Genomic DNA, 12,658 nt, shown 5'->3' with positions numbered 1-12,658 from the left:
TTAAAATTACTCTTATTTGTGGGAGAAGTCAAGAAAGGTCTACACCATTTTAGCAGATTGCCGAATATCAACGACTGCCTGATACAATTGAAAACTCTTATTTGCGGCCTGCTCTTCTTTAAGAAAAGTTAACACTTGTGCTTTGATTTCAAATAACTCTTCTAAGAAGTAAAAACTATTCTTTTCTCTTGCCAAAGCGATACCTTCTTCAATGATTTTCAAAGAACGGCAAAGCTCCCCTTGCTCCTTTAAAAAAACAGCATAATTATAATATACTTTTGTCAATGTTGTTGTTAAACGTTCCGGCGGCAGGGCTTGCATACTATCATAGGATTTCTCTAAATTTAAACGGGCATCCGCAAGTTGCTGCAAATCACTATAGACACGCCCCATACAGCTAAGGAGGCGAATCTCCATCACAGAAACATTGGTTTTGTCTTGTTGGTACGTATAGGATAATCCTTTTTTCAAAGACACAAGTGCCCCTTCATAATCTTGATCAATAAAATAAGCACAACTGCCCAAATAGTAATAGTACATTTGCATATCTGTATCTAAATACAGGTAATGCTTGATTTGTTTGTCTTGCAGCTTTTCTAGTAAAGCTTGATATCGTTTGTGGACGAAATGAGATTCTATTTGCGCAAACACTTGATTGGATTGGTTGATTTCTTCTGAGTGGAGCATCATTACTTGATCCAGTGTCACGCCTAAACGCTGACAAATTTGATACATCACCCAAACATTAGGGAGTTCTTCATTATTTTCGATACGGCTCAAGACACTTTGCGAACAAATATCTTGGGCCAGCATTTTTTGTGTCATTTTACGATTTTGACGAATTGAACGAATGATCTGACCAAACGATTCCTCTTTTTTCTTCATGCTTTTCCTCCGGGGGATCTTAAATAGAACGGTTTTATATTCAAAAATGCGAATTCGCATTTTTAATTTTCTTTATTTTAGCACATAATAACAAAAAGGAAAGCAATTTCAACAATATCTTGTTATTTTTCAACAATTTTAAAAAATGAGGTGTGCATATGACGATCGATAGTACGATCTTTTTTACATGGGAAGGCAAAACTTATGAGGCAGTCGTTGAAAGAGAATATGAGAATTCAGTCCTCGTTCAGGTCAATGAACCTAGTTCAGAAATGCTTGAGAAGTTTACCAATCGCATGATCATCAGCAAAAAAAAATGTCAACAGACAATTGAATAACAAAAAGAGCTACCTTCTGATCTTTGATCTAGGAAGGCAGCTCTTTTTTATTTTTGACGATAGCTGGCTAAAAATTGGGTCATCTTCTCAGCCGTTGTTTTCAAATCATCCATATTAGGCAAATAAACGATACGGAAATGGTCTGGCTGCTGCCAGTTAAATCCGCCGCCATGGACCAACAAAATATGATGCTCATGCAAGAAATCTAAGACAAACTGCTCATCATTGGTAATATTGAAGCGTTTGATGTCTATTTTAGGGAAAATATAGAATGCCGCCTTCGGTTTGACTGCAGACAGTCCAGGGATGTCATTCAATGCTTGATAAATGAATTCTCTCTGTTCATAGATACGGCCACCAGGAAGGAGCAACGCATCAGAACTTTGATAACCGCCTAATGCGGTTTGGACGATTTGCTGGGACAATACATTGGAACATAATCGCATCGAAGACAACATGTTCAAGCCTTCGATATAGTCTTTGACATTGGTTTTATCACCACTCAAGACCATCCAGCCGACACGGAAACCAGCGACGCGATGCGATTTAGACAAACCACCCAATGTCACAACAAATCGATCAGGTGCTAATGTGGCAATAGGCACATGGACATAATCATCCATAACCAAACGGTCATAAATTTCGTCAGAAAAAATGATCAGATCGTGTTCTCTTGCTACATCAACGATTTGCTGCAGGATTTCCTTAGGATAGACCGCGCCTGTTGGATTATTAGGATTGATCAATACGATGGCTTTGGTTTTGCTAGTGACTTTTGAACGGATATCAGCAATATCTGGATTCCATTCTGACGCTTCATCACAAATATAATGCACCGGTTTGCCCCCTGCCAAAGAAATCGAGGCAGTCCATAGCGGATAATCTGGCATCGGCACCAAGATTTCATCGCCATTGTTGCATAAGCCCTGCATACACATAGTGATCAATTCAGACACACCATTGCCGGTATAAATATCATTGATCGTCACATTAGGAAATTTCTGTAATTGATAATATTGTTCAATGGCTTTACGCGCCGAAAAAATACCTTTCGAATCGGAATACCCTTCCGACTCACGGACATTCATGATCAAGTCGCGAACAATTTCATTCGGTGCTTCAAAGCCAAATGGCGCTGGATTCCCCGTGTTTAATTTCAAAATACTGATGCCTTCTTCTTGCATGCGATCAGCTTCTTCTAAAACAGGGCCGCGGACATCATAACTGACCCCTTCAAGTTTGGACGATTTCGAAAATTTCTTCATTTAGTTTTCTCCTTTAACCGGTAGGTCAACGTATGGTTATTGGTTCTCGTCGTTGATCTCTTTTCAGATTGCATTTATTATAGCAAAAAGTTTTCCCAATGGCGAAATTTTTTTGAAAGCCTTTTGGAGATGTCCATAAAAACTGCTGCTGTCTTTGTTTGACAGCAGCTGTTCCGGTCATTCTCTTGGGCTGTTTTAAGAAAAGTGCAGTAAATACAATTCTTGCAATGCCATATGCCCCACCGAAAAATCATTGAACCCGGCAGCCAAGAACTTTTGGATCCACCCTTGATCTGTCAGTTCGATCAAATAGAGCTGTTGCTGCAAATCGATCGTCACTGAAGTCAATTCAGGAAATGTTACCAGAAAATCAGGCGTCGAGATTTTTATATAGACTGGCGCATGCTGCAGCGATTTTTGTCCTAAATACTCATGCTTGATTTTGCCATCTTTCAGAAAAAGCACACGATCTGCATAACTATCAAGATTGGTCAAAATATGAGAAGCAATCAACAGACACTTGTTTTGTCCTCGCAAGCTACGTAAAACATCTGAAATCAACGCCACATTGGTCGGATCTAATCCATTCATGACTTCATCCATCAGCATATAAGGCGTATCCGTCACGATTTGCATCGCAAAACACAAGCGCTGACGCATCCCCAAAGAATAGGATTGGACCGGACGTTTGATATATTCTGCCATGTGCAATGCGTGGATCGTCTCTTCTACCAGAGATGCCTCCGATTGCCACATCCGCTGATATAACCTTAAGTGATCCAAGCCACTCAAATCTTGATAGAGATCATTTTGATCAGGAAAAAAAGAAATCTGCTTATGGGCAAACGCCTCCGATTTTTTGGTTTGATATAACGGTTCTTGATCAAGATAAACTGCGCCAGCACTAGGCTGAACAAAGTGCATCAACACATGAAGCAATGTTGACTTGCCTGTTCCATTCGGTGCGACTAGACCAACGATTTCTCCTGGTGAAAAGGATAATGACAAATTATCCAATACCGGACGATCATACTGGACCGTCACATTCTTCAGTTCTAACATCTTTCATCCTCCTACACGAAGCGAAATGATTTGCTTTTCAGTTTAAAAAACAAGCCAACTTCTATCAACAACCAGACGACACCAAACCACAGCAGACCTTTTGACAACGTAAAACCGCTGGAACCAAAGTAAAAGCGACTATATCCTGAAAGAATGCTGCCCACATCTTGATAGAGATAAAAATTGTTGGTACGATCCAAAAAGGCACTAAACCAACGATGCTGGAAAATCAAAGGTGTAACCAAACAAAAACCAATCAGCACCAAATTCACCACTTCGGATCGCAACAGCATACTTAACAGCAAGATCAGTCGGGTATAAATCAATTGTATCACTAGAAGTGCGCCTACACATTGAAGCAAAAACACACCAACAGATTGTGTCGTGAAGGCCTCCATAGAAGAAATGGGATATCGGGCATCAACATCTGCCGAAAAAATCGCCACCGGCAAGCTGCTCGAGCCAAATCCGAATTGCAGACCCGTGCCCAACCAGATCACCCCCAACGTGCTGAGCATCATGATGAGGGAGCAAAGCATCACCGCCGCTGTTTTTACCCAAAGAATATCTTCAGCTGCTACCGGCAACGCTAGGAATAAGGATCGATGTTTTCGTTCTTTCAATAAACTATCGATAGCCAAAAATAAAGTCCCGCTCAAAAATAGCAGCGGCAATCGATCCAACAGCCCACGATAGACCGTCTGAATGCCGGTTTTTTGTTCCATGACGGCTTGTGACAACTGTGTGGGTGATAACTGACTATAGCTTTCCATCAACCGGGCAGTAGCTGCGTAACCAAAGAGACCGTCATATGCCGCATAATAGTTTTTATACGTATAATAATCTGCTGTGAAAAAAATCGATTGGTCATCCGTATATTGTAATGCCACTTGATACCATTGACTAGTAGCCGCTGCATACCCTTGCCAATCATCTGCTGCCAACGCATCAAGACGCGCCTTTTCGGCTTGATTCCAAGGCGTAAAGGCCGCAACCGCCAAACCTGCCGACCAATGTTCTGAGGTATCAGCTGCTTGCTCGTCTAAGTATGCCTGACGTACCTGATAGCGTTGGCTCATTTCCGCTTGATCCACTCGCTCGATTGGCCGATAACTTTGTTGCTGGAAGCAAAAAACAACTGCATAAATCAGCAACAAACAAAAGACACCGATCGTCTTTTTGCTGCGGAGCAACTGCCGCAACTCGAATAAAAAATAGTCTTTGATCATCGTCCACCTCGCAAGAGCCATTGTTTTTTATCCGCCCATAAAATCAAAGCTAGCCCACAGACTATCATGGCCAAAGTGATGACCCAACTGCCGTAAACCCCTAGCTGACTGCCGGACTGCCACGCGAAGGCGCCAGTATAAAACGGTTCGATCCGCAAGACAGCAAGTGGTGCAAAGAAGATATTTTGAGCAATTGCCAGATAACCAAAGCCATAAAGCAGTACCAAGATAAAAAATGACACATAACGATTTGGCACCACAATATTGGACAAATACCCCATGACTTCTGCCAGCAGGATCAGTAGGACCAACGATATCAAACTAACCAGCAAAAACTGAAAGAAGGGTACCGCCTGCCAATCACCCTGTAGATACAAACTGCTGGGATACTGCCAGTCACCCATTGAACCAATCAAACCCATACATAAGACGACACCAACCAAAAAAGACAGCACGATTGCCAGATTGTTCACCAGCTTGACCAAGATCTTGCTCCCCATTCTTACTGGAAAAATCTGCGGATACGCACGGATCAACGAAAAATGCCTTCTCTCTTCTAGTAAATTGTCACTTGCCATAAAAGCAAAAAAAACAAAGCCAATATTCAGCAAAAAAAGCAACGCCAATGACAACGCCGTTTGGGCATTATCAGCCGTTAAAACCGGTGTTTTCTCCTGTTGGATCAATGCTTGATAGAAGACTTTCTGTTGATTGATCAACCAGACCGGTTGCAAAAAATCATCCTCTTCTAATGGCGCTTGCCACAACTTCAGCTGGACATCTGCGATCGCAAGACTCGTTTCATTAAATCGCGGATACATTTCCATGATCAAATTCGATGATTGTCTTGTGGTAAGATTATAGTTCGTCAAAACCAAATCATACAGTGCTTGTTCTTCCTCTGTACCGTTTGCACCATTTTGATATTGATTGACTAATCGAGACGCTTGCGCTTGTTCTGCCATGGTCATTGCCGAAAGCTGAATCGGATCAACCAACTTTAAATAGAAAGAAAAACCAACCCCAATACAAAACGCACCTGCAAGACAAAGATAAAAAAAGCGCTGTTTAAATGATTTGATCAATAAATTATAGAAATACTGCATAAGTGCCCCCTTTCACTTTAATCCTTATACTATCAGCATACCGTTTCTCTGCCAAAAAACCAATCAAAAACGTAGAAAAAACGCTTTTCACTAATTTTTAAAAGCGATTGACAAACCCGTGAACAATCGGGTAAGATATTTTTTAGATGTTGAATCAATTGGTTTGACTTCATTGATGAAGCAGATGTGGTGGAACGGCAGACACGCACGCTTGAGGGGCGTGTGAGCTTAGCTCGTGTGGGTTCAAATCCCATCGTCTGCATATAGATTTGGAGTAGATTACTTTTAGTAGTCTACTTTTTTCGTTTCCTGTATTATGGTTATTCCCTTCATTAGATATCTTTCTATTTAAATAAGCAACCCTTTGATCTAACCTATCCATAATTTTTTTCACGCCCCACTTTGCCCCTATACGTTAACAAAATTTCTAAGATATGCAATCCAGATTGTGCATACTTTAAAAATAAATATTTATACTGTCATTTTTTTATGGTATCATCAGGTGAGGTGATTCTATGTATTTTATCAAAGATCTATTTGCTTTTATTGGTCTGATCAGCTTGATCGTCCTGGTATGCCAAAAAAATAAGTTCTTTTCATCACTCAGTCCAATCCAAAAATGTTGTTTTATTCTCTTAGGTATTTCTGTATCGGTACCTGCACTCATTGATTTTTTCAATGGATTTGCCCATGGTTTTTGGGAAAGCTTATAACCTGTGAAGCCATCTTTGATGGCTTTTTTTGTTAAAGCAAACAATGACGCCGATCAATTTATAGGCTTATTTCTGTCGTGTTGGCTATCTTTCTCTATGCTATACTGTATCTATCACTATCTTTCGGAGGTGAACAAATGGACAAAATCAAAGAACTTGCTCTAGTTATCCCTTTATTTATCCTTTTCTATTTTGTTCTCTGTCTGGTTATTGCTGTGGTGATCAGTCTTAGTCGCTTTCTGCTTACACGTGAACCATTTTTGGAGAATCTCAAAGAATGGTTTTTAACACTATTTTTAGAGATATTGAACCCTTTTAATTATTTTTTTTGATGATCATCATCAATATAGTTTGTACCTGAAAGGAAGTTGCAGATGCCCATCTCATTCATTGCTGCAAAAGAAAATGACTTACTTAACATCTATGCGATTCAAAAAATAGCCTTCCAATCAATATATGACACCTATCACGATGTAAATACTTCTCCATTTAGAGAATCAATGGCGCGTTTGAGAAAAAAAATGATCCAACCAAACAATCATTTCTTTTTGATCCAAAGAAATGAACAAATCATCGGCTTCATCAAAATAACCACGGATGATGAACAAGAAACCATAAGAATTTCACCGATTGCCCTCCTTCCTGTTTACCAGAATAAAGGCTACGGAAAAATGACATTGCTTAAAGCAGAAATGACTTTTCCTGCTAGAAAGGTCATTTTGAGCACCATCAAAGAAGAAGTGAAGTTGGTCAAATTTTATCAGTCTTGTGGTTATGTCATGACAAGAGATGAACCTTCTGATATCGAAGGTATGCATTTTGTTTATTTTGAAAAAGACCTATCAGGCTTTGACCGTAACATAGCAGGGCTCACAGTATTTCATTCATCAGATAAAAATAAAAGAAAAAAGTGAGGTATCCCATGAAACAATTATTTCTATCGGCTTCTTTTGTCGATGCAAAAAAACAATTTACTGAATATATAAAGACAGTTTCACAGGAAAAAACCGTGACTTTCATTCCGGCAGCCAGTCTAGTTGAAGAGGTGACTTTTTATGTTGACGACGCACTAGCTCTATTCAAAGAATTGGGCTTTGTCATTGATATACTAGATTTGACAGTCGCTGCACCAGAAGAGATTGCAACAACTTTGCAAAAAAACAATTTCATTTATATCTCTGGCGGCAATACTTTTTACTTGCTAGATATATTGAAAAAATCAGGTGCTTTTGCACTGATTCTACAGCACATTGCGGATGGAAAAATCTATGTCGGAGAATCTGCCGGCAGTGTCATCGCAGCCGAGTCGATTGATTACATCGCAGAAATGGATGACAAAAGCAAAGCCCCGATTGCGTCTTCCTATCCTGGCCTAAATTTGGTTCCCTTTGCGATCGTTCCGCATTATCAAGCAGAGTACTTTGCGGAAAGCGCGGAGACGATCTTGCACAAGTACCAAGCAGATTATGCGTTGATTCCCCTCAAAAACGAGCAAGTGATGATCGTTGACGGTGCCCATACAGAAATACGCTGATCGTTCTTGTGGTCAATCAACCACAAAGGAGTGAATATATGTCTTTTATTGTTCTGATTGGTGCACAAGCAGCCGGAAAAATGACTGTGGGACGTGAATTGGAGAAAAGAATTGATGGTAAATTGTTGTTCAATCATCAAACACTGGATATTTTTGCTGGCTATTTAGGCTATATCCCGCAAACATTTGCTTTATCCAATCAACTTCGCCTTGATTTATTTCAATCATTCATTGACAACATACCGAACAATCCAGTAAAGTCCATTATTTTTACTGTTCTGATCTATTTCGACCAAGCCGAAGATATCGCTTTTTTACATCAGATCACAGACATCTTTCTTGCGGCACAAGAAGATGTTTATTTCGTCGAATTGGTGACGGACTTAGCTGTGCGCTTGCGCCGCAATATACAGCCTGAGCGATTGGCAGCCAAACCATCTAAAAGGGATCTTGTTTTCTCAGAATCTGAGCTGATAAGCGCGCATGCTGCCCATCGTTTGGAAAGTAAAGCCGGTGAATTAAACAAGGCATTCCCAGGTGTCCGAACATTACGGATCAACAATACAGATATGACACCTGAAGCGGCTGCGTCATTGATCATTGACTATTTCCAACTGTCTGAGTCATCAAAGGAAAAGTAATCTTCAGTCACTGCGCAGCGTTGGGCAGCCTTTGCTTTAGCCACGACGATTCCATCAACCACATAAAAAAACAAGGTGTTGCTGACGCAACACCTTGTTTTGATCATTCTCTTCTTCCTATTTATACGCAGACCTTTTTACATACGCTTTCTAGTATTCTCAGCCCACCATAGATACCGATCATGACAATGCCTGTAAAGGCAAAGTAAGCGATCATGATCAACGGTGAGATCCCTGTTGTCATGAGCTGATACCCTTTAAGCGAAAAAAACAACATCGAGCATACGAGAAAAATCAGATGAAACCACTGTTCTTTGCTTTTCATTTTGTGACTCCTTTGATTGCTTTGTTTCATTTGTTATATTTATTTCATTTTCTCATATCTCTGGTCAGATGACCTCATCCTTTAGTCTGAATCTATCCAGCTAATTTTCAACCGTTATTTTTATCAGGATACCATTCGGATCAAAAAGACTGATCTGTTTGTCAGTGGCCACTTTATATGTCGCGCCAACCTCGTCCAAATGCGCTTTAAGTCGTGATAGTGCCGCTTGATCCGGCACCACAAAACTATAATAAGCCAATCCTAGATCATTTGCCTCCATCGCTGGTGTATGTTGTCCCATCCAAATATTGGAACCAATATGATGGTGATAATCGCCAGCCGCAAAGAATTTGGCTTGGGCACCAAAATTACTGGTCAAGTTCAAGCCCAAAACTTGGGTATAGAAGTCCTCGGTTTTTTGTAAATCAGCCACTTTCAAATGTACATGACCGACGATTGTGTCTTCTGGGAAATGGCTTTGTTTGCGATCTGCAGCATCTACAACACCTTGTGCATCCATTTCGATGGTGATACCCACGATTTCGCCATCCTCGCGAATATCCCATTCTGAGCGTGGTTTATCACGGTATACTTCAATGCCGTTTCCTTCTGGATCAGTTAAGTAAAGTGCTTCACTGTATCCGTGGTCGCTGGCACCATCTATTGGTGCTTTGGTTTCGATATAATGGATCAGTGTATTTCCTAAATCTTTACGCGTTGGCAATAAGAAAGCAACGTGGAATAAACCCGTTTTTCTTGTTAATGGTAAGGGATCGCTCACTTTTTGCAGTGTCAGTAATACATTGTTTGTGGTGCCTAAATCAACTTGATCGACTGACTGGTGTAAGACAGTTAATCCGATGATCTCTGCGTAGAAGTCACGCATTTTCTCCAGATTGGCCACTTTTAAAGCGACTTTGCCGATATGGGTCGTCGCATTGATTTGAAATGTTGGTGTAATCGTGTTCATAAATGATTCCTCTTTTCATTTTTATTTATCTTACTTGTTACTTACATTGTAACACTGACTTTTTGTAAGTAAATAAAAATGCTCATGTTCTTATGGTCTTCTCTCTTCTCAATGCGCTTCCTGAAATTTCTCACCGATTGTATGCAGACAGTAATTCAAGCGCGCGTGGGAGCGCCGCATCTGTTGTCCCTTCCAAAACGACATAACAATAGGGTTTATAACGTACAACGATATCTAGAATTTTTTGATACTGGATACAGCCTTCCCCTAGAGGCACCACCTGCAACTGACTATCAGTAATTCGATAGTCTTTCAAATGCAAACAAACGATCGAATCGCCAAAACGAGCAAAGGCTTCTTCTGTGATCGTTGCTTGCATAGGGTAATCATCGCTTGTGATCAAATTGGTCGGATCAAAAATGATCCCCAAATATGCTGAAGGTACCCGTTCTAGCAATAACTCGATTCGATCAAGAGAATATAAAGGATGGTTTAACCCTGCCTCGATTCCTACCATCACTTGCTGCTTCTCCGCATAAGCCACCAACCGCTGGATCACCCCCACCAAATCTTCAAAGGCAGCGTCGCTGAAATTCTCTTCGGTATACCCCATTTCCGGCAAAACTGAGCCTGTTTCTGAGGCAACCATAGCAGCACCGAAGTATTTGGCATGGGCTAAGTATCGTTCAAAACGCGTCAATAGCGCCTCGCGTTTCTCAAGATCTGGATGGATCAGATTGCTGTAACAGCTGAGTAAAGCGATTTGGATACCTTCAGCTGCAAATGTTTGCTTAAAAAACGTGCCGAGTCCTGGATTCATTGAGGTCAAATCACCTATGTCAGGAAATGATTTAGTCATAGCAAACTGGACATTGTTCAGTTGAAAATGGGCGATTTTTTTGGCTAAATCCTTTGGTGTGGGGCAATTCTTCATATCGTGTCCACGAACTGCATATTGAAACATATCGATTCTCCTCCTTCGTTTGTTGATTGAAGCTGCAAAAAAGACCAAATGGTGCGTGAAACCCATTCGGCCTGCTTGCATTCACCTACTTTTTTTGTCAATCAATCACGCTTGCATTTATTGTTGTGCTTGATAATCAGCTGTATACTCTTCGATGATTTGATCGCCGCCGTTTTTACGGAAAGTTTCGACTGCTTGATCAAAGCCATCCATGTCGATTTCGCCGGTCATGTATTGGTAATAGGCATCCGCCACGCCCTCGATCAAACTAGACCACGATTTGTCATAGGTTTCAGAAGTCAAGGATTGTGCGGGATTGATGACTGCATATGCTTCATTTTCAGCAATTTTTTCATTGGCTAAGTTGACATACGGGTTGCTTGATGGGAAAACAGTGACCAATTCAGATGGGCGAGAAGAAGAAAACGGTTGGACTTCTTGCTGCCATTTTGTATCATCTAAACGGACATAGACACCATCGTTGTCGATTTCATAATGCTCCCCTTCGATTCCTTGGGTCATCAATGTGAAGGGCTCCTCATCCATTAAATCATTGATGAATTGCAAAACAACCTTCAGTTCGTCTTCCGTTTTCACATTGTCTTTGGGAATCGCTAACCAGCCGCCCATCCCGCCATTGGTATCTGAAAGGATCCGGCGTTCGATATCGCCATAGGTGATATCATTGATCAATGCCCATTCCATATGTTCTTCAGCCGTTCCTGCGGCTTCGTCCACATAGTTCCGAACTTCTTGCAACCCGCTCAGCACGATCCCGCCTTTGCCTTGAACAATATAGTTCTTCTGATCGTTTTTGGCCATGACGGCAAAGTCGGAATTCATCCAGCCATTGGCATAAATATTGCGGAACCATTCCATCGCTTCTTTGTACTCTGGCTGCATAAAGGACGGCATCACTTCGTTGTCATCTGTGATCGTGAACCAATTGTCCGCTCCGAAATAACCAGACAATGAACGGAAACCAACATTAAATGATTCATCCCGTTCGACAAAACCAACGGTGTCGTCTACACCATTGCCATCAGGATCGTCTTCTGTAAATGCTTGGGCAACTTTTTCAAGCTCTTCCAATGTTGATGGCACCGCTAAGCCCAAATTGTCTAACCAATCTTTACGAACCAAAACGCCGTATCTAGCAATTGGTTTTTGGTAAGGTACACCGTAGATTTTCCCATCGATCCGAGAGGACTCTAGGCGATCTTCGGAGATGTTGGCGAGATTCGGATAATCTTTGAGATAAGGTTCAACATCCCAGAACATACCTGAAGCCAATGAACTGCGGACAGTGGTGTTGGTGATTTCCGCTAAACTCACGATATCAGCCAACGATTTGGATGCCAACGCCGCATTCAGACGTTCCGTTTTTGAGGCATCTGGCACCCAAGTAAAGTCGATATCCACGCCCGTATACGCTTCTAGTTTTTCAGTGACTTCTCCAGATGGTGGTGCAGCGGTATGCAGCATGGCCATCCAGGAAATACTGGTTTTTTCTTCCGCAGCAGCCGTACCTTCCGTGCCGCTGCTGCTATTGCCATCCCCACATGCTGCCATCAATAAACCTGCTGCGCATAATAAACCTGCTAACTGTTTCTTTTTCATTCTTTG

15 protein-coding genes and 1 tRNA gene are annotated in these 12,658 nt (G+C 41.2%); 7 read left to right on the top strand and 9 right to left on the bottom strand.

From position 1 onward, the window contains the following. Positions 1 to 39: 39 nt before the first annotated feature. Positions 40 to 885, bottom strand: coding sequence for a helix-turn-helix domain-containing protein (locus tag ACYVRS_RS09655; protein WP_054116744.1), 846 nt, complete (start codon positions 883 to 885; stop codon positions 40 to 42). 158 nt (positions 886 to 1,043) lie between these two features. Between ACYVRS_RS09655 and ACYVRS_RS09650 the strand changes: the two genes are divergently transcribed. Further along, a complete protein-coding gene (locus ACYVRS_RS09650) occupies positions 1,044 to 1,223 on the top strand; it encodes a hypothetical protein (protein ID WP_054116743.1) in 180 nt (59 codons plus the stop codon). A 47-nt stretch (positions 1,224 to 1,270) separates the two neighbouring features. On the opposite strand, the gene ACYVRS_RS09645 is transcribed toward ACYVRS_RS09650, so the two are convergent. The 4 genes from ACYVRS_RS09645 to ACYVRS_RS09630 form a co-directional block, all read right to left on the bottom strand. Further along, positions 1,271 to 2,488, bottom strand: coding sequence for a pyridoxal phosphate-dependent aminotransferase (locus ACYVRS_RS09645; protein WP_312497617.1), 1,218 nt, complete (start codon positions 2,486 to 2,488; stop codon positions 1,271 to 1,273). Between the two features lie 195 nt (positions 2,489 to 2,683). Further along, complete coding sequence (locus ACYVRS_RS09640; RefSeq protein ID WP_461203248.1) at positions 2,684 to 3,550, bottom strand: ABC transporter ATP-binding protein; 867 nt, start codon at positions 3,548 to 3,550, stop codon at positions 2,684 to 2,686. Positions 3,551 to 3,561: 11 nt separating this feature from the next. Then, positions 3,562 to 4,779 carry an ABC transporter permease subunit gene (locus ACYVRS_RS09635; protein ID WP_461203247.1) on the bottom strand — a complete coding sequence of 406 codons (1,218 nt, stop codon included), beginning with the start codon at positions 4,777 to 4,779 and terminating at the stop codon, positions 3,562 to 3,564. After that, on the bottom strand, positions 4,776 to 5,885 hold the full coding sequence (locus ACYVRS_RS09630) for a hypothetical protein (RefSeq protein WP_461203246.1): 1,110 nt from the start codon (positions 5,883 to 5,885) through the stop codon (positions 4,776 to 4,778). The genes ACYVRS_RS09635 and ACYVRS_RS09630 overlap by 4 nt, the downstream gene beginning before the upstream one ends. 180 nt (positions 5,886 to 6,065) lie before the next feature. Between ACYVRS_RS09630 and ACYVRS_RS09625 the strand changes: the two genes are divergently transcribed. From ACYVRS_RS09625 to ACYVRS_RS09600, 6 genes are all read left to right on the top strand, one after another. Next, positions 6,066 to 6,147, top strand: a tRNA-Leu gene (locus ACYVRS_RS09625). 253 nt (positions 6,148 to 6,400) lie between these two features. Continuing rightward, entirely contained in the window at positions 6,401 to 6,598 is a 198-nt protein-coding gene (locus ACYVRS_RS09620) for a hypothetical protein (protein ID WP_054116739.1), read from the top strand. A 137-nt stretch (positions 6,599 to 6,735) separates the two neighbouring features. After that, positions 6,736 to 6,930 carry a hypothetical protein gene (locus tag ACYVRS_RS09615; RefSeq protein ID WP_461198498.1) on the top strand — a complete coding sequence of 65 codons (195 nt, stop codon included), beginning with the start codon at positions 6,736 to 6,738 and terminating at the stop codon, positions 6,928 to 6,930. A gap of 42 nt (positions 6,931 to 6,972) precedes the next feature. Further along, entirely contained in the window at positions 6,973 to 7,512 is a 540-nt protein-coding gene (locus ACYVRS_RS09610) for a GNAT family N-acetyltransferase (protein WP_461203245.1), read from the top strand. 8 nt (positions 7,513 to 7,520) lie between these two features. Then, positions 7,521 to 8,132, top strand: coding sequence for a Type 1 glutamine amidotransferase-like domain-containing protein (locus ACYVRS_RS09605; RefSeq protein ID WP_054116736.1), 612 nt, complete (start codon positions 7,521 to 7,523; stop codon positions 8,130 to 8,132). A gap of 38 nt (positions 8,133 to 8,170) precedes the next feature. Next, positions 8,171 to 8,773 (top strand): DEAD/DEAH box helicase family protein, encoded by a 603-nt coding sequence (locus tag ACYVRS_RS09600; protein ID WP_461203244.1) that lies wholly within the window; start codon positions 8,171 to 8,173, stop codon positions 8,771 to 8,773. 121 nt (positions 8,774 to 8,894) lie between these two features. On the opposite strand, the gene ACYVRS_RS09595 is transcribed toward ACYVRS_RS09600, so the two are convergent. From ACYVRS_RS09595 to ACYVRS_RS09580, 4 genes are all read right to left on the bottom strand, one after another. Continuing rightward, positions 8,895 to 9,098, bottom strand: a complete 204-nt coding sequence (locus ACYVRS_RS09595) for a hypothetical protein (protein WP_054116734.1) — start codon at positions 9,096 to 9,098, stop codon at positions 8,895 to 8,897. Between the two features lie 100 nt (positions 9,099 to 9,198). Further along, on the bottom strand, positions 9,199 to 10,068 hold the full coding sequence (locus ACYVRS_RS09590) for a VOC family protein (RefSeq protein ID WP_313539412.1): 870 nt from the start codon (positions 10,066 to 10,068) through the stop codon (positions 9,199 to 9,201). A gap of 130 nt (positions 10,069 to 10,198) precedes the next feature. After that, positions 10,199 to 11,032, bottom strand: a complete 834-nt coding sequence (locus tag ACYVRS_RS09585; protein ID WP_461203243.1) for a sugar phosphate isomerase/epimerase family protein — start codon at positions 11,030 to 11,032, stop codon at positions 10,199 to 10,201. A 117-nt stretch (positions 11,033 to 11,149) separates the two neighbouring features. Further along, positions 11,150 to 12,652 (bottom strand): extracellular solute-binding protein, encoded by a 1,503-nt coding sequence (locus ACYVRS_RS09580; RefSeq protein ID WP_461203242.1) that lies wholly within the window; start codon positions 12,650 to 12,652, stop codon positions 11,150 to 11,152. Positions 12,653 to 12,658 lie beyond the last annotated feature (6 nt).

It is taken from the genome of Enterococcus salsurae (genome assembly GCF_054784955.1).
This window is presented reverse-complemented; position numbering and strand designations above follow the sequence as displayed.

What these genes read in the sequence shown, in the direction of transcription:
- ACYVRS_RS09655 (WP_054116744.1), bottom strand. Translation starts at nt 885, where the DNA reads ATGAAGAAAAAAGAGGAATCGTTTGGTCAGATCATTCGTTCAATTCGT.
- ACYVRS_RS09650 (WP_054116743.1), top strand. Translation starts at nt 1,044, where the DNA reads ATGACGATCGATAGTACGATCTTTTTTACATGGGAAGGCAAAACTTAT.
- ACYVRS_RS09620 (WP_054116739.1), top strand. Translation starts at nt 6,401, where the DNA reads ATGTATTTTATCAAAGATCTATTTGCTTTTATTGGTCTGATCAGCTTG.
- ACYVRS_RS09590 (WP_313539412.1), bottom strand. Translation starts at nt 10,068, where the DNA reads ATGAACACGATTACACCAACATTTCAAATCAATGCGACGACCCATATC.
- ACYVRS_RS09610 (WP_461203245.1), top strand. Translation starts at nt 6,973, where the DNA reads ATGCCCATCTCATTCATTGCTGCAAAAGAAAATGACTTACTTAACATC.
- ACYVRS_RS09645 (WP_312497617.1), bottom strand. Translation starts at nt 2,488, where the DNA reads ATGAAGAAATTTTCGAAATCGTCCAAACTTGAAGGGGTCAGTTATGAT.
- ACYVRS_RS09640 (WP_461203248.1), bottom strand. Translation starts at nt 3,550, where the DNA reads ATGTTAGAACTGAAGAATGTGACGGTCCAGTATGATCGTCCGGTATTG.
- ACYVRS_RS09600 (WP_461203244.1), top strand. Translation starts at nt 8,171, where the DNA reads ATGTCTTTTATTGTTCTGATTGGTGCACAAGCAGCCGGAAAAATGACT.
- ACYVRS_RS09615 (WP_461198498.1), top strand. Translation starts at nt 6,736, where the DNA reads ATGGACAAAATCAAAGAACTTGCTCTAGTTATCCCTTTATTTATCCTT.
- ACYVRS_RS09580 (WP_461203242.1), bottom strand. Translation starts at nt 12,652, where the DNA reads ATGAAAAAGAAACAGTTAGCAGGTTTATTATGCGCAGCAGGTTTATTG.
- ACYVRS_RS09595 (WP_054116734.1), bottom strand. Translation starts at nt 9,098, where the DNA reads ATGAAAAGCAAAGAACAGTGGTTTCATCTGATTTTTCTCGTATGCTCG.
- ACYVRS_RS09585 (WP_461203243.1), bottom strand. Translation starts at nt 11,032, where the DNA reads ATGTTTCAATATGCAGTTCGTGGACACGATATGAAGAATTGCCCCACA.
- ACYVRS_RS09635 (WP_461203247.1), bottom strand. Translation starts at nt 4,779, where the DNA reads ATGATCAAAGACTATTTTTTATTCGAGTTGCGGCAGTTGCTCCGCAGC.
- ACYVRS_RS09605 (WP_054116736.1), top strand. Translation starts at nt 7,521, where the DNA reads ATGAAACAATTATTTCTATCGGCTTCTTTTGTCGATGCAAAAAAACAA.
- ACYVRS_RS09630 (WP_461203246.1), bottom strand. Translation starts at nt 5,885, where the DNA reads ATGCAGTATTTCTATAATTTATTGATCAAATCATTTAAACAGCGCTTT.